The sequence below is a fragment of the Bradyrhizobium sp. 18BD genome, assembly GCF_054185225.1.
The window spans coordinates 86,471-100,739 of record NZ_JAVAYL010000013.1; the positions used below are offsets into that span (position 1 = coordinate 86,471).

The 14,269-nt window shown below is 64.4% G+C and carries 14 protein-coding genes and 1 pseudogene; 6 read left to right on the forward strand and 9 right to left on the reverse strand.

The genetic code is table 11. From position 1 onward, the window contains the following. Nucleotides 1-117 precede the first annotated feature (117 nt). The 3 genes and pseudogenes from RAD16_RS23380 to RAD16_RS23390 form a co-directional block, all read right to left on the reverse strand. Nucleotides 118-567: pseudogene (locus RAD16_RS23380) on the reverse strand (patatin-like phospholipase family protein); the annotation flags it as partial. Between the two features lie 164 nt (nucleotides 568-731). Next, the gene (locus RAD16_RS23385) at nucleotides 732-1,001 is read right to left on the reverse strand and encodes an HGGxSTG domain-containing protein (protein ID WP_458160206.1); all 270 of its coding nucleotides are present in this window, start codon (nucleotides 999-1,001) and stop codon (nucleotides 732-734) included. After that, a complete protein-coding gene (locus RAD16_RS23390) occupies nucleotides 998-1,603 on the reverse strand; it encodes a hypothetical protein (RefSeq protein WP_458160207.1) in 606 nt (201 codons plus the stop codon). The genes RAD16_RS23385 and RAD16_RS23390 overlap by 4 nt, the downstream gene beginning before the upstream one ends. Nucleotides 1,604-2,014: 411 nt before the next feature. On the opposite strand from RAD16_RS23390, the gene RAD16_RS23395 reads away from it, so the two are divergent. Further along, on the forward strand, nucleotides 2,015-2,998 hold the full coding sequence (locus RAD16_RS23395; RefSeq protein ID WP_458160208.1) for a Bug family tripartite tricarboxylate transporter substrate binding protein: 984 nt from the start codon (nucleotides 2,015-2,017) through the stop codon (nucleotides 2,996-2,998). 186 nt (nucleotides 2,999-3,184) lie between these two features. Here the strand turns inward: RAD16_RS23395 and RAD16_RS23400 are convergent, their stop codons facing one another. The 3 genes from RAD16_RS23400 to RAD16_RS23410 all read right to left on the reverse strand — a co-directional run bounded on the left by RAD16_RS23400 (nucleotide 3,185) and on the right by RAD16_RS23410 (nucleotide 5,735). Further along, nucleotides 3,185-3,460, reverse strand: coding sequence for a hypothetical protein (locus RAD16_RS23400; protein WP_211410954.1), 276 nt, complete (start codon nucleotides 3,458-3,460; stop codon nucleotides 3,185-3,187). 78 nt (nucleotides 3,461-3,538) lie between these two features. Further along, on the reverse strand, nucleotides 3,539-4,396 hold the full coding sequence (locus tag RAD16_RS23405; RefSeq protein WP_458160209.1) for a VOC family protein: 858 nt from the start codon (nucleotides 4,394-4,396) through the stop codon (nucleotides 3,539-3,541). 148 nt (nucleotides 4,397-4,544) lie between these two features. After that, on the reverse strand, nucleotides 4,545-5,735 hold the full coding sequence (locus tag RAD16_RS23410; protein WP_458160210.1) for a urate hydroxylase PuuD: 1,191 nt from the start codon (nucleotides 5,733-5,735) through the stop codon (nucleotides 4,545-4,547). Nucleotides 5,736-5,971: 236 nt separating this feature from the next. Between RAD16_RS23410 and RAD16_RS23415 the strand changes: the two genes are divergently transcribed. Beyond that, on the forward strand, nucleotides 5,972-7,303 hold the full coding sequence (locus tag RAD16_RS23415; protein ID WP_458160211.1) for a PQQ-dependent sugar dehydrogenase: 1,332 nt from the start codon (nucleotides 5,972-5,974) through the stop codon (nucleotides 7,301-7,303). Nucleotides 7,304-7,467: 164 nt separating this feature from the next. Here RAD16_RS23415 and RAD16_RS23420 read toward each other — a convergent pair whose 3' ends face one another. Further along, nucleotides 7,468-8,268, reverse strand: coding sequence for an SDR family NAD(P)-dependent oxidoreductase (locus RAD16_RS23420; RefSeq protein WP_458160212.1), 801 nt, complete (start codon nucleotides 8,266-8,268; stop codon nucleotides 7,468-7,470). A gap of 1 nt (nucleotide 8,269) precedes the next feature. Further along, nucleotides 8,270-9,022, reverse strand: coding sequence for a carboxymuconolactone decarboxylase family protein (locus tag RAD16_RS23425; protein WP_458160213.1), 753 nt, complete (start codon nucleotides 9,020-9,022; stop codon nucleotides 8,270-8,272). Between the two features lie 233 nt (nucleotides 9,023-9,255). On the opposite strand from RAD16_RS23425, the gene RAD16_RS23430 reads away from it, so the two are divergent. The 4 genes from RAD16_RS23430 to cyoD are packed head-to-tail and all read left to right on the forward strand — an operon-like array spanning nucleotide 9,256 to nucleotide 13,106. Next, complete coding sequence (locus tag RAD16_RS23430; protein WP_458160214.1) at nucleotides 9,256-10,089, forward strand: cytochrome ubiquinol oxidase subunit II; 834 nt, start codon at nucleotides 9,256-9,258, stop codon at nucleotides 10,087-10,089. Further along, nucleotides 10,079-12,079 (forward strand): cytochrome o ubiquinol oxidase subunit I, encoded by a 2,001-nt coding sequence (cyoB, locus tag RAD16_RS23435; protein ID WP_458160342.1) that lies wholly within the window; start codon nucleotides 10,079-10,081, stop codon nucleotides 12,077-12,079. The genes RAD16_RS23430 and cyoB overlap by 11 nt, the downstream gene beginning before the upstream one ends. Beyond that, on the forward strand, nucleotides 12,079-12,720 hold the full coding sequence (locus tag RAD16_RS23440) for a cytochrome (ubi)quinol oxidase subunit III (protein WP_458160215.1): 642 nt from the start codon (nucleotides 12,079-12,081) through the stop codon (nucleotides 12,718-12,720). Before cyoB ends, RAD16_RS23440 begins: the two co-directional genes overlap by 1 nt. After that, nucleotides 12,717-13,106, forward strand: a complete 390-nt coding sequence (gene cyoD, locus RAD16_RS23445) for a cytochrome o ubiquinol oxidase subunit IV (RefSeq protein ID WP_458160216.1) — start codon at nucleotides 12,717-12,719, stop codon at nucleotides 13,104-13,106. Before RAD16_RS23440 ends, cyoD begins: the two co-directional genes overlap by 4 nt. Nucleotides 13,107-13,323: 217 nt before the next feature. Here cyoD and RAD16_RS23450 read toward each other — a convergent pair whose 3' ends face one another. Next, nucleotides 13,324-14,112: a thermonuclease family protein gene (locus RAD16_RS23450; RefSeq protein WP_458160217.1), complete on the reverse strand. Its 789-nt coding sequence runs from the start codon at nucleotides 14,110-14,112 to the stop codon at nucleotides 13,324-13,326. Nucleotides 14,113-14,269 lie beyond the last annotated feature (157 nt).

The window sequence follows — 14,269 nt, forward strand, 5'->3', positions numbered from 1 at the left end:
GCGGCTCTTTCGCGTGTTGAGTGCTGGAACCACCGTATCCGGCGGGATGCCCGGACTGCCGATGCCGACGAGAGGTGGGACGATCAGTGCCTGGCGCTCCTTCTCGCGCCGTCGCTCCTGAAACAGCCATGCCGATAGCCAGCTGCCGATATAACCGCCCCCCGACACGGTCGAAAGGTACTCGAACTGCTTGAGGGCCGCGCCCGGTTCTTCATCCTTGCGCTTCGACGTGACCTTCAGCGCAGCAATTCTCTGCAGAATTCCGAGTGCAAACGCCGCGCTGCGGATGCCGCCGCCGGACAGGCACAGCGCCCACCGGTCGTCCGCGTTGAGTGCCTGATAGACGTCAAGGAGTTCTCCCGGGACTCGATCGGTCGGCCGCGGCAATGGCGGCGGCGAAACTCGAACCGGCGTGTCGGAGATTAGAAACTTTGACGGGGCCGTCGGCGCCGGCCGTTTTAGCGAGCTGTCAGGTAACGGATCTCTGTCTTCGGGCAATTCTAGCGGGATGCCTGCGAGAGCCCGCCGTTCTTGCCAAAGCACCTGCAAGAGATTCAACGCCCCCATGACACCGCTCCGCCTGTTGACCGGGACCCGACCAAGCTAGCGGGATCAGCCAAGGCTCACGTGTGAAGCGGTTCACAGGCACGCATAAATTGTCAATGCGCCCCGATGGGAAGCGAAGCAAAACCCATCAATTTCCGGGAGAGGCGGCAGGATTCAGCGGCCGATTACCTCAACTTCCGCAGCAGTCCCTGTGCCTCTTCGAGCAACAGCCGCACCTCGTCCCGCTCGACCCTGGCTCTTCGTGTGAACAGTCCGTGCTTCCGCGCATTCCCATTTCCTCTCGGCGCGCCGCTCCTCGCCGCCCCGCCATGCATGCGACATCGCTCTTTCCCGCACATGGCCGGTGCAAGGCAGGCATCGCCATCGCGGGTTCTCGCGCCGCACCGCGGGCTCGCCTGCATCGGGCTGGTGTTGCGGGCGTGTCCGCCGCTCATCGGTTCGCCTCTTGCCTTGCGTCCTCGAGCCCCGCCTCCGCAACGAGCACGTTCGCATGCTGCGTGACGTTGCCCACGATCGCGCGTCCGCCGTCCTGCACGGACAGGTTTTTCACCGTGATCGCGCGCTCGTCGCTGCTGCGGTGGCGGCTCAGGGCCTCGACCTGCGCGGCGAAGGTGCGGGAGAGGCGGGTCAATGCGCGCGTGACGCCCTCCTGCTGCGTCAGATCGTCCGTGCAGGCGAGGCGGCAGGCGCAGCGCATCGCCGCCATGTGGACCGAGACCATCTGCGACACCAGCATGGCCTCGATGGAATCCCTCGGCGCGATGCTTTTGATCATCGAGACCATGAAGGCGAGATTGGTTTCATCGGGCTTCAACGCGACCGCGCTCGCTTTCACCAATTGCCTCAGGAGGCCGTGCAGCGCGTCGCGGTCGACCGCACCGAGCGCCTCGGCCAGCAGTCGTTCGCCGGCTTGCGGATTAGGATGGGTGATCGCGATGCGCCGCTTGTAGAGCTTGATGCGCGGGCTCGCAGGCGGGTCGCTGCGATCGTTTGCCGCAACCGGCGTGGTGATGTGGCGTTCGGGAGCTGTCGTCATGGGCGCTGTCCTTTGCTGGCGCAGGCGCGCGAACGCGTTCGCTCGCTTGCCGCGCGTTTACGAATTTCAGGATGTGGATGAAGGGCTTATGCGCAACCACGTCGCGGCGACCCTGGTGGGGCAGGTCGGACGTTCACGATTGTTGCGATGATGGCATTCTGCCAGTGTTTTGCCCGACGAGTCAAACTGTCGTGCTGCGCGCGCAAGTCCTTGTTCTTGCTAGGGCCGGCTACTGTGCATGGGGTTGTTTTCGAACTTTTTGTTTGGAAGCGGCGCTTGCCTGCCGCGCGGCGGAATGCCGGCGCGCAAACGCGATTGCGGAATCCGGTATGGCCGCTAATCATGCGCCTCGCCTGCGCCGCACCAACAAGCATGCACAAGCAGCGCGGGAGAGGTCTGGGGAGAGAACCAATGCAACGAACGGCTCGCCTGCTGGCGCTCATCGCCGGACTGTGCGCGTGCGCGCTGACGACCGAGGCTCTCGCGCAGAAATATCCGGCGCGGCCGGTCAAGGTCATGGTCGGCTTCAGCGCGGGCGGCCCGGTCGATGTCGTCGCACGCATCATCGGCGATCGCATCGGTGCAAAGCTCGGCCAGCCCTTCGTGGTCGAGAACCGCGCCGGCGCCAACGGCATGATCGCCGCCGAGGGCGTCGCGCATGCGGACGCTGACGGCTACACCATGCTGGCCTGCAACTCGTCCACGATCACCCTCAACAAGACGCTGTTCAAGGACATCCGCTACGACCCGCAGACCGACTTCGCGCCGCTGACCACCGTCGTCTCGGCACCGCTGGTGCTGGTGGTCAATCCGGAGAACCCCAAGACGGCGAACATCAACACGGTGGCCGATCTCGTCGCCGCGGCGAAGGCTGCGCCGGGTGCGCTCGCTTACGGCTCCGGCGGCAACGGCAACCTCGCCCATCTCGCCATGGAGCTGCTCAGCCAGCGCGCCGGCATCAAGATGATCCACGTACCCTATCGCGGCGGCGCGGCCTCCGAGGTCGGCATTCTCGCGCAGGAGGTGCTGGCGGTGTTCGATCCGCTCTCCGCGGTGCCGCTGGTGAAGGGCGGCAAGCTGCGTGCGCTCGCGGTGTCCTCGGCCGAACGGCTGCCCTCGCTGCCTGACGTGCCGACCGTCGCGGAAGCCGGCTATCCCGGCTTCGACCTCTCGTTCTGGGTCGGCTTCTTCATGCCGAAGGCAACACCCGCGCCGATCCTGGAGACGCTGCACCGGGAGATCGTCACTGCGGCCAAGGATCCTGCGGTCGAGGAGAAGCTCGGCTCGCAGGGCGTCGTGAGCGTGCTCAGTCCCGCCGACTACGCCGCCAAGATCGCGAAGGAGACCAAGGAGCTCGCCGAGGTCGTCGCAGCCGCGAACATCAAGGCGGAGTAGGCATCACAGAGCACGCGATCTCGAATTCCGGCCTCACCGATCTCGTGTTCCTGGTGGTGACCTCGCCGGTGACGGACGACGAGAAGCCGGTGTGACCTAACCCGTCCAATCGCGGAACACGCGCGGTTGGCCCCGCGCATCTGCGGAGCTGCGACTAGATGCGGCGTGCGAGTGGTCGCGCGGCGATTACGCCTTTGGAAAATCCTTGCGCATCGCGATCTCGGCGGCATCGCCGGGCGACAGCACGGTCTGATCGAAGGCCGGTTGCGGCTTCGTCATGATGTCGTAGAGCGAGATACCCTTGATCGGCTTGTCCATCAGCTCGCGGACGCAGTCGGCGAGCGTGCCGTTGTAGACGAGATAGGGCGGACCTCTGTCCTTCTGTCTCTCGCCCTTCAGCGACGGCCACTTCTTCAGTTCGGCCGGCGCGTCATAAGCGATCGGCGATCCCTCTTTGAACATGCGCTTGGTTCCGGACGGCTTGGACTGTCGGGAATCCTAAAGCCGCCGGGTAAACACACGTTAAAGAATTAGTTAAAATCAGCCGGCAACGAAGGCGAGCAGCGTGCCGTTGGCCTTGGCAGGCGGTACGCAGATCGCGGCCCCGCTGCGCACGGCCACTGAGCCCAGCGCCTTCTCGGTCGTCGCAAGGTCGCCGCTGACGAGCACGAGCGCGGCGCCGCCGCGCTCGGACAGGCCCGCGAGCGGCACGCCGGGATAGCGTTTGCCGAGCTGCTCCAGCGTCAGATAGACGAAGTCGGCACGGTCGCCGCCGGAGAGCACGGTGACCGCGCCGTCGGCCTCCGCCTTCGGTTCGCGGTCGATCAGGCGCGCGAGGTGCGCGGCTTCCTTCACCGGCTCAGGCGTTGCGATCAGCGCCTGCTTGATGCGCTTGGCCGCATTGGCGTGCTTCATCAGCTCGGGGATCCACACCGTCTCGCGGGTCTTGTGCTGGCAGGCGAAGATGCGCACACCGCCCGGCGCCTCGGCGGTTGGCCACATGAAGGTTCGGAATTTGGCCGCCGAGATCGTGCCGTCAGGCAGCGTCACCGGGCGCTCGAAATCGGTCGGGCCGATCGGCGTCAGACCGCGCGCACGGATTTCCTCGGCGCCTGCGGCGGAATCGATCGCGGTGAGCGCGATGCGCTCGATGCCTTCACCCTGCCGCTCGACGAAGGCGCGGGCCGGCGCGTTGTGCTCGGTCGCCACCAGCACGCCGAGCAGCTCCATATAGTCGGGGTCGAACATGATGGTGTAGTTGCCGGTGCCCATATGCGCGCTGTGGGTGCCGCGCGGGGAGATGGTGAAGCCGAGTTGCCGGTAGTTCTCGGCAGCCTTGTCGAGGTCCTTCACCATGACCACGGCGTGGTCGATACCGATGACGTTCTTGAGAGCCACTGTGATTTCCCCGAATGCAAACAGACTTGAGCCGCCGCGTCAGCGGCCGCTGTTCCTGTCTACGCCGGATGGGCGGTCAAGTCATTTTCAAATCGGCGGAGAATGCGGAATTTCATTCCGCGAAATGGTGTCGCGACGCGCGTCGGCGTCAGCGCGCCTGCTCGATATAGGCGGCGAGGATCGCGCGCTCCTCGCTGGTCATCTCGGTGATGTTGCCCGGCGGCATCGCGCTGGACCAGGCGGCGACGCGGCCGATCAGGCGGATGTTGCGATGGATGTGCTCGGGTGCATCGAGCAGGATGCCCTTCGGCGCGGTGACGATGCCGGCCCAGACCGGCTCGGCCGCATGGCACATGCTGCAGCGGGACATCACGATCTCCTCGACATTGGCGATTGTGGGCTGCGCCGACAGCGCGGCCGTCTTCACCTCGCGCGGGCCGGCCGCGGAGAGGAACAGGATCGCGATCACGCCCAATGATGCGACACCCCACACCCACCACGGCGATTTTCGTCCGGCATGGCGCTCGTTGAAGAAGTGGCGGATCACCGGGCCGAGCGCCAGGATGATGGCGACGATGATCCAGTTGAATCGCGTGGCGTAGAGCAGCGGATAGTGGTTGCTGATCATCAGCACGACCACGGGCAGCGTCAGATAGTTGTTGTGGACCGAGCGCTCCTTGCTGGTCTTGCCGAGCTTCGGGTCCGGTGCCTGTCCTGCAACCAGCGCCGCCACGATCTTCTTCTGGTTCGGAATGATCAGCGCGAAGACGTTGGCGACCATGATGGTGCCGATGATCGCCGCGATCTGGTTGAAGGCGCCGCGGCCGCTCAGCACATGGGTGAAAGCATAGGTCAGCGCGACCAGGAACAGATAGCCGCCGATGGCGAAGGGCAGCTCGCGCTGGGCAAGGCCGGTGCGGCACGCGGCCTCATAGAGCAACCATGCCAGTGCAAGGCTGCAGAAGCTGAACAGGCCGGCCTGGAATGGCGTGAGGTCGAGGATCGACTTGTCGACCAGGAACAGGTCGGCCTCGAGATAATACACCACCACCATCAGTGCGAAGCCGGACAGCCAGGTGGTGTAGGCCTCCCATTTGAACCAGGTGAGCTCGTCCGGCATCTGGCTGGGGGCGACCAGATATTTCAGGATCCGGTAGAAGCCGCCGCCATGGACCTGCCAGGCTTCGCCCTGCACGCCGTCGGGCAGATCGCCTCTTGGCTTGAGGCTGAGGTCGAGGGCGATGAAATAGAAGGAACTGCCGATCCAGGCAATCGCCGCCACCACATGCAGCCAGCGGAGCAGCAGGCTCGCCCACTCCGATATGATGGATCCCCACATGATCACCCCATCAATGGCGACACCGATGCCGCAGCTTTGATGGCCGCAACCGGCGGCCCAGCCCCTACAATGTGTCGCACCTATCGGTGGTGTTTTCCAGTACGATGGGCTGCGGCTGATGCACATCGTGCGGGCATGAGCTGATGTGGGATGCGGCAGGTGTTTTGCCTGTCGCAGACCATTTGCGGGGCGATCGGCATTGACGCCTCGCACGTGCAGGCCGGGAGGAAGACGACGTGAAAAGCAGGATATGGTCCGTGGTGCTGGCCGCTGCGATGCTGGCTGCGGCGGGTGCGCAGGCCGAGCCGCTGCAGGGCAAGGACGCCTATGGCGATTGGCAGTCCGACAAGCCTGGCACGGTCAGGTTGATCCGGCCGGAGGATCTCGTCAGGCCCGGCGCCACGCGGTCGGTTGCGAGCTCCCCGCGCGTGGTGCCGCGGCCGCCGGAGGCGTCGCCGCAGGTGCCGGCCGGTTTCAAGATCGAACTGTTCGCCGAAGGCTTGCGCGGGCCGCGCATCATCAGGGTTGCGCCGAACGGCGATGTCTTCGTCGCGGAGACGCGGATCGGCGCCGTCCGGGTGTTGCGCGCCGGCGAGGGCGGCAAGGCCGCCACCAACGAGGTGTTTGTGAGCGGATTGAGACAGCCGTTCGGCATCGCCTTCTTTCCGAACGGCGACAATCCGCAATGGGTCTACATCGCCAACACCGACAGCGTCGTCCGCTTTCCCTATCAGACCGGCGATCTCAAGGCGCGCCGCAAGCCGGAGACGATCGTTGCAAGCCTGCCGCATGACGGCGGTCACTCAACCCGCGATATCGTGTTCACGCCCGATAACAAGCGCATGTTCGTGTCGGTCGGCTCGCTCAGCAACGTCGCCGAGGGCATGGGCACGCCGCCGGGCGGAGTGGAGGCGTGGTCGAAGGCACAACCGCTCGGCGCGGCGTGGGCCAGCGAGCTTGAGCGGGCAACCGTGCTGGCCTTCACGCCTGACGGCAAGGACCGGAAGATCTATGCGACCGGCATCCGCAATTGCGTCGGTCTTGCGATCGAGCCGCAGACCGGCTTGCCTTGGTGCTCGACCAACGAGCGCGACGGCCTCGGCGACGATCTCGTGCCCGATTACGTCACCAGCGTAAAGGAGGGTGCGTTCTATGGCTGGCCGTGGTTCTACATCGGCGCCAACGAAGACCCGCGCCACGCCGGCGCGCGGCCTGATGTCAAGGACAAGGTGACGGTGCCCGACGTGCTGATCCAGCCGCACTCGGCCTCGCTCGGCATGACCTTCTATCAGGGCACGCAGTTTCCGTCCGAATATCAAGGCGACGCCTTCGCCGCCGAGCACGGCTCCTGGAATCGCTCCAAGCGCACCGGCTACAAGGTGATCCGCATCCGGATGAAGGACGGCAAGCCGACCGGCGAGTACGAGGATTTCGTCACGGGGTTTGTGGTCAGCGACACGCAAGTGTGGGCGCGGCCGGTCGGTGTTGCGGTGGCGAAGGATGGTTCGCTGCTGATGTCCGAGGATGGCAATGGGACGATCTGGCGGGTGACGAGCGTGCCGCGGTGAGCGAGGTTCTTCGCCTCTCCCCGCGTGCGGGGAGAGGCCCGAATTTGCGAGAGCAAATTCCTGGTGAGGGGGACTCCTCCGCGAGTCCATCTATCACCGTCCCCGAGGAAACTCCCCCTCACCCCGACCCTCTCCCCGCAAGCGGGGAGAGGGAGAAGCAAGACCTACCCCCGCCGCACGCTCGCGCCGCCATCGACCGGCAGCGTCACGCCGGTGATGAAGTTCGCCTCGTCCGACGCCAAAAACAGCGCGGCATTGGCGACGTCCCAGCCCGTGCCCATCTTCTTGCGCAGCGGCACCTTGCTGTCGCGTTCGGCTTCGACTTCGGCGCGGGTCTTGGACCATTCGCGGGCGCGGGTGTCGACGGCCATCGGCGTGTTCATCAGGCCGGGCAGGATGACGTTGGCGCGGATGCCGTATTCGGCGTTCTGGTAGGCGAGCTGTTCGGTGAAGGCGATCATCGCCGATTTCGTCGCCTTGTAAGCGACGTAAGGATAGGTCGTGATCGCAGCCATCGAGGAGATGTTGATGATGGCGCCGCTCTTCTGCGCGCGCATGATCGGGATCACTTCTTTCGCCGCGAGAATGCAGCTCTTGAGATTGATGGCGACGACGCGGTCGAACGCCTCTTCGGTGATCTCCAGCAGCTCGGCGTCGCCGCCGGAGAGGCTCACGCCGACATTGTTGTGCAGCACGTCGATGCGGCCCCAGCGCGATTTGGCGTCCGCGACCATCGCCTTGATGTCGGCGGATTTGGTGACGTCAGCCTTGAACGCCGCGGCGGTGCCGTGCGTCGCTGTGATCAGATCCACGGTCTCCTGCGCCGAGTCCAGATGATGATCCACGCACAGCACCTTCGCTCCCTCGCGCGCGAAAGTCAGCGCGGTGGCGCGGCCATTGCCCATGCCTTCGCCGGGGCTCTGGCCGGCGCCGACGACGATCGCAACCTTGTCCTTCAAGCGCATCTCACTTCACTCCCGGGATCGGGTACTGCCGGAGTACCTCTTTGTAATAGGGCTCGTTGTCGATCTTCATCGTCGCAAGCACGCGCACGACGCCGCAATAGAAGGCGATGGTCGGGACGAGGTCGACCATGTGCTCGTCGGAGAGATCCTTCTTGATCTCGGCGAAGGTCGCATCCGACATCGCGAGCTCGCGCACCATCTCGCGGGCGCCTTTCAGGATCGCCCTGGCGAGCGGCTCCAGCTTCGACGGCTTACCCTCGGTCTCGGCCATCAGGCCGGCGATGTCGTCGTCGGTGACACCGAACTCCTTGCCGATCTTCACGTGGTGGGTGAATTCGTATTCCGACTTCTCCATCCAGCCGACCTGGAGGATCGCGAGCTCCCGCAGCCGCGGGTCGAGCTTGCTCTTGAAGCGGATGTAGCCGCCGATGCCGTTGAAGGCCCGCGCCATCTCCGGCGAGTTGACCAGCAGCTTGTGCAGATTGGTGTTGCGCTCGAGCATGTCGCGATATTCGGGCGCGACCTGGTCGGCTTCGAGATAGGGCAGGCGGGCCATTTCCGTGTGTCCTCTAGTGTTTTTGTGACTCGCGTTCGGGGGCTTGAGGTCACGATCGGCCACCAGCACGTTTGCGCCGGCGCGGGCGAGCACGATTGCTGCAGCGCGGCCGTTGCCGATGCCATCACCCGCGGCGCCGCCGCCGCTGATCAGCGCCACCTTGCCGGCGAGGCCGGCATCGTCCTCAGGGCCCTGCATGTCGTTCCATCCCGGTATTTTTTTCCAGACGATAGCAACGGGCTGCGTGCCGGAGAAGGCCGGCCGTCCCGCGCGGATGTCATTGACATCGCATGGAATTGCATGCCGCCGCACGGGATCGGGCGGTTCTGGAAGACGGCTCGCGGAACCGCAGTGATACAACTGTGTTTGTTGCGGAGAGATTTTCGCGTTACGCTTCCTCCGGGGGCTTCCCAATCGCCAGCGGTGTATCGATGAATCTGCTCGATCCACAAGGGCCGGTCGCTGTCGCCAACAGCACCATCCTGGTCGATTCCGTCTTCATCATGCTCGTGATCGTGGTGCCCACCATCATCGCTATCCTGGCGTTTGCGTTCTGGTTTCGCGCGTCCAATCCGAGGGCGCGCTTCCAGCCTGGCTTCGTCTACTCCGGACGCGTCGAGATGGTGGTGTGGGCGATCCCCGCGCTCACCGTGATCCTGCTCGGCGGCGTCGCCTGGATCGGCTCGCACCAGCTCGATCCCGCAGCGCCCGTGCCGGGCACCGGCAGCCCGGTGCGGATCCAGGCCGTCTCGCTCGACTGGAAATGGTTGTTCATCTATCCGGACCAACGCATCGCCACCGTCAACACGCTGACGGTGCCCGCCGGTGCAGAGCTGAATTTCCAGCTCACGTCGTCGAGCGTGATGAACGTGTTCTTCATCCCGCAGCTCGGCAGCATGATCTACACCATGAACGGTATGGTCACGAGGCTAAACCTGCGCGCCGACAATGAAGGCAAGCTGCAGGGCCTGTCGGCGCATTTCTCCGGTGACGGCTTTCCGGACATGATGTTCGACGTCAACGTGGTCTCGCCGCTCGCCTTCCCGGATTGGGTGGCGGCCACGGCGAAGAGCGATGCCGTGCTGAACGAAGACAGCTACAAGAAGCTGATGCAGCAGGGCATCGAGAGGAACAGGCTGGCCTTTCGCCTGGACGATCCCCGGCTGTTCGACCTGATCGCGACCCAGCACATTCCGCCGGGACCGGGGCCGGAGCTGCTCTCCGATGCCGGCCGCCCCCACAGTGGAGGCCATGATGCTCGGTAAGCTCGATTGGTCGGCCATTCCGTTCGATCAGCCGATTCCGCTCGTCGCGGGCGCGATGGTGCTGGTCGCGATCCTGGGCGTGCTGATCTGGGTCGTGGTGAAGGGACATCTGCCTTATCTCTGGGCTGAGTGGATCACCAGCGTCGATCACAAGCGGATCGGCGTCATGTACATCCTGCTGGCGTCGGTGATGCTGCTGCGCGGCGGCAGCGATGCCATCATGATGCGGATCCAGCAGGCGGTGGCGTATCAGTCACAAGGCTATCTGCCGCCTGAGCACTACAACCAGATATTCTCGGCGCACGGCACCATCATGATCTTCTTCGTGGCGATGCCGTTCGTGATCGGGCTGATGAACCTCATCGTGCCGCTCCAGCTTGGCGTGCGCGACGTCGCGTTCCCGACGCTCAATTCGGTCGGCTTCTGGCTGACCGCGACCGGCGCGTTGCTGGTCAATGTCTCGTTGGTCGTCGGCGAGTTCGCACGCACCGGCTGGCTCGCCTTTCCGCCACTGTCGGGGCTGTCCTATTCGCCCGGCGTCGGCGTCGATTATTACGCCTGGTCGCTGCAGATCTCAGGCGTCGGCACGCTGGTGGCCGGCATCAATCTCGTCACCACGGTGCTGAAGCTGCGCACCAGGGGCATGAACTATCTGCGCATGCCGATGTTCTGCTGGACCACGCTGGCCTCGAACCTCCTGATCGTCGCGGCGTTCCCGATCCTCACTGCGACGCTCGCGATGCTGCTGCTCGACCGTTACCTCGGCTTCCACTTCTTCACCAACGAAGCCGGCGGCAACGTCATGATGTTCATGAACTTGATCTGGGCCTGGGGGCATCCGGAGGTCTACATCCTCGTGCTGCCCGCCTTCGGCATCTTCTCCGAGGTGGTATCGACCTTCTCCGGCAAGGCGCTGTTCGGCTATCGCTCCATGGTGCTGGCAACCATGGCGATCTGCGTCATCTCCTTCATGGTCTGGCTGCACCATTTCTTCACGATGGGGGCGGGGCCCGACGTCAACGCGATCTTCGGCATCGCCAGCATGATCATCGCGGTGCCGACGGGCGTGAAGATCTACAACTGGCTGTTCACGATGTATGGCGGCCGCATCCGCTTTGCGACGCCGATGCTGTGGGCGGTCGGCTTCATGGTCACCTTCATCATCGGCGGCTTGACCGGTGTGCTGGTCGCGGTGCCGCCGGCCGACTTCATGCTCCACAACAGCATGTTTTTGGTCGCGCACTTCCACAACGTCATCATCGGCGGCGTGCTGTTCGGCGCCTTTGCCGGTTTCGAGTACTGGTTTCCGAAGGCGTTCGGCTTCCGCCTCGACGAGCGCTGGGGCAAGGCCGCGTTCTGGTTCACCTTCCTCGGCTTCTACGTCACCTTCATGCCGCTCTACATTGCGGGCATGCTGGGTATGACGCGGCGCCTGCAGCACTACGACGTCGCGGCGTGGCGGCCATGGATGATCGTAGCCGTGTTCGGCATGGCCGTGCTGAGCATCGGGGTGATCTGCCAGATCATGCAGCTCGTGGTCAGCATCCGCAATCGCGAGGCATTGCGCGACCGCACCGGCGATCCCTGGGACGGCCGCTCGCTGGAATGGGCGACTTCGTCGCCGCCGCCGGTGTTCAACTTCGCCTTCCATCCCGACGTGCGCGGCGAGGACGCCTATTGGGACATGAAGAGACGCGCCCAGCAGCAATCGCTCGAGCACGAGGAGCCGGAATACCGCGACATCGAGATGCCCAGGAACTCGCCGACCGGCTTCGTCTGCGCGTTCTTCGCCACCATCATGGGCTTCGCGCTGATCTGGCACATCTGGTGGATGGTGATCCTGGGCGGCATCGGCGCGTTCGCGACCTTCGTCGTGTTCGCCTGGCGCGACCATGACGAATACGTCATTCCGGCCGCGGAGGTCGCCCGTATCGACCGCGTCAATCTCGAGGAGCGGCGCAGCCTCGTCAGCATGGCGGGGGCAATCTGATGTCGATGACCGCAACCGCCGGCCATGCGCATGCCGATCCCCATCACATCGGGATCGTCATCGAGCATCCCGGGCCCGCATCGAAGCGGATCGTGACCGCCTACGGCTTCTGGGTGTTCCTGCTCTCCGACATCGTGATGTTCTCCTGCTTCTTTGCCGCCTATGCGGTGCTCTCCGGCCAGACTGCCGGCGGCCCGAAGGGCGCTGAGATCTTCGAGCAGCGTAACGTCGCGATCGAGACGGTCTGCCTGCTGCTGTCGAGCTTCACCTGCGGCATGGCCAGCATCGCAGCCGACGTCCGCAACCGGTTCTGGTTCTATCTCGGCATGGCCGTGACCTGCGTGCTCGGGCTGATCTTCCTCGCCATCGAGTTTAGGGAATTCGCCGACCTCATCGCGCGCGGCTATGGCCCGACGCGCAGCGCGTTCCTGACGTCGTTCTTCTCGCTGGTCGGATGCCACGGCCTGCATGTGTCGGCCGGCGTGCTGTGGCTGCTCACCATGATGGCCCAGGTGTTCGCCAAGGGATTTCGTGCCGACGTCCTGCGCCGGATGATGTGCTTTGCGCTGTTCTGGCATGCGCTCGACATCATCTGGGTTGGAGTCTTCTCCGTCGTCTACCTGCTTGGGAGTGCCGTATGAGCGATCAGATGCACGTGCCGGCCGGACACGATCTGGCGCCGGGCGAAGAAGAGCAACACAGCGTCGGCGAGCGCATCCTCGGTTATGTCGTCGGTCTCGGTCTTGCGTTGCTGCTCACTGCGACCTCGTTCTTCATCGCCGGCACCGATCTGGTCTGGCAGCCCTCGATCCCGGTCGCGCTGATCGTGCTCGCGATCGCGCAGATGGGCGTGCATCTCGTGTTCTTCCTGCACATCACCACGGGACCTGACAACACCAACAACGTGCTGGCACTGGCGTTCGGGCTGCTGGTCGTCTTCCTGGTGGTCGGCGGCACCGTCTGGATCATGTCGCATCTGAACGGCAACATGCCGCCGATGGACCAGATCATGAAGACGCGGATGTAGGGCGCACAAAAAAGAAGAGCCGCTTGTTTGTGACAAGCGGCCCAAGTCTAGGGAGGAAACGCCCGAGCAAAGCAATCGGACCGAAGCCGGATTGCCGCCAAGGAAACGCTCGCGCAAAGCGCTTGCGTACACATATAGGTGTAGCAACTCCCCCTGGAGTTCAATTCCGGATCAATACTGTCTCCGGCTACCGCTCACGGCTGCGTGAACCAATTCTTCACTTCGGCCGGCGGCAGTTATAAGCCTTGCGGAAGCCTGCGGCCTGCGCGTCGTCCTCCGAGCAGAACCAGCGGTCCGGCTTGGTGGTCGCGGGATAGCTCGGGCAGCCCCGCAGGTGATAGATGCCAATATTGCCGGTGACGCGTGCACGCACCGCGAGCTTGCCCTTGATGCTGCAGCTCGGCGGCATCGTCAGATCCTCCGGGAATAGCACGGCGCGGATCTCCTTGTCGCGATCGGAGCGGCAGGCGGCGCCCAGCAGCGCGCCGTCCTTCTTGCCGCTGCGGAATTCTTGCGGTGCAACAAAGCAACCCTTCCAGATCCCCGCCGAGGCCGTTTTGGCTTCGCCCGCCGCCGGTTTGACGTTCGCCTTGATCGGCTCGCGGGCGATGGCGTAGCCGAGCTTGACCAGCTGCTCGTTCAGGCTGGTCTTGTCGCCCTCCGCCGTGCAGATCGCCCGGTGGCGCTTGCCGAAGCTCTTTTCCGGGCCCACGTCATCGCAGCGCACGGAGCGCTTGTTGATCAGCTTCGCAAGCTGGTCGCGGGCCTCGATGCCGCAGGTCCAGGGATCGGCGTGATCATCGATGCAGACCTGATCCAGTTCGGGGGCGTCGACCCCGTCCAGCCGATAGGTGACGTCGCCGAGCTGGATCGAATTGGCGTCCCGGACGGTGGCAGCCGCCGTCAACGCGGAGGCGGGGCCGGAAGAAACCAGAAACCCCGATAGAGCAAGAGACAAAGCAAGCGCGAAGGCGCGGGCGGCGGCAAATGAATTCTCGAAGGACATAAATTCTCGCTATCGATGGCTCTTGCCCCTCGTTCCTAGCATCCGGATCGGACGATACCAATGGTCTGCGCCCTGCGAAGTGCGACATTCGCCCGCCCGCCTTTACTCGCCCGCCGGTCTGCCCCTATCGTCCGGCGCTGCAGACATGGCAGCGAAG

Coding starts and splice junctions, on each gene's coding strand:
- RAD16_RS23385 (WP_458160206.1), bottom strand. CDS start 1,001: ATGAGCGGCGGACACGCCCGCAACACCAGCCCGATGCAGGCGAGCCCG.
- RAD16_RS23390 (WP_458160207.1), bottom strand. CDS start 1,603: ATGACGACAGCTCCCGAACGCCACATCACCACGCCGGTTGCGGCAAAC.
- RAD16_RS23395 (WP_458160208.1), top strand. CDS start 2,015: ATGCAACGAACGGCTCGCCTGCTGGCGCTCATCGCCGGACTGTGCGCG.
- RAD16_RS23400 (WP_211410954.1), bottom strand. CDS start 3,460: ATGTTCAAAGAGGGATCGCCGATCGCTTATGACGCGCCGGCCGAACTG.
- RAD16_RS23410 (WP_458160210.1), bottom strand. CDS start 5,735: ATGTGGGGATCCATCATATCGGAGTGGGCGAGCCTGCTGCTCCGCTGG.
- RAD16_RS23420 (WP_458160212.1), bottom strand. CDS start 8,268: ATGCGCTTGAAGGACAAGGTTGCGATCGTCGTCGGCGCCGGCCAGAGC.
- RAD16_RS23425 (WP_458160213.1), bottom strand. CDS start 9,022: ATGCAGGGCCCTGAGGACGATGCCGGCCTCGCCGGCAAGGTGGCGCTG.
- RAD16_RS23430 (WP_458160214.1), top strand. CDS start 9,256: ATGAATCTGCTCGATCCACAAGGGCCGGTCGCTGTCGCCAACAGCACC.
- cyoB (WP_458160342.1), top strand. CDS start 10,079: ATGCTCGGTAAGCTCGATTGGTCGGCCATTCCGTTCGATCAGCCGATT.
- RAD16_RS23440 (WP_458160215.1), top strand. CDS start 12,079: ATGTCGATGACCGCAACCGCCGGCCATGCGCATGCCGATCCCCATCAC.
- cyoD (WP_458160216.1), top strand. CDS start 12,717: ATGAGCGATCAGATGCACGTGCCGGCCGGACACGATCTGGCGCCGGGC.
- RAD16_RS23450 (WP_458160217.1), bottom strand. CDS start 14,112: ATGTCCTTCGAGAATTCATTTGCCGCCGCCCGCGCCTTCGCGCTTGCT.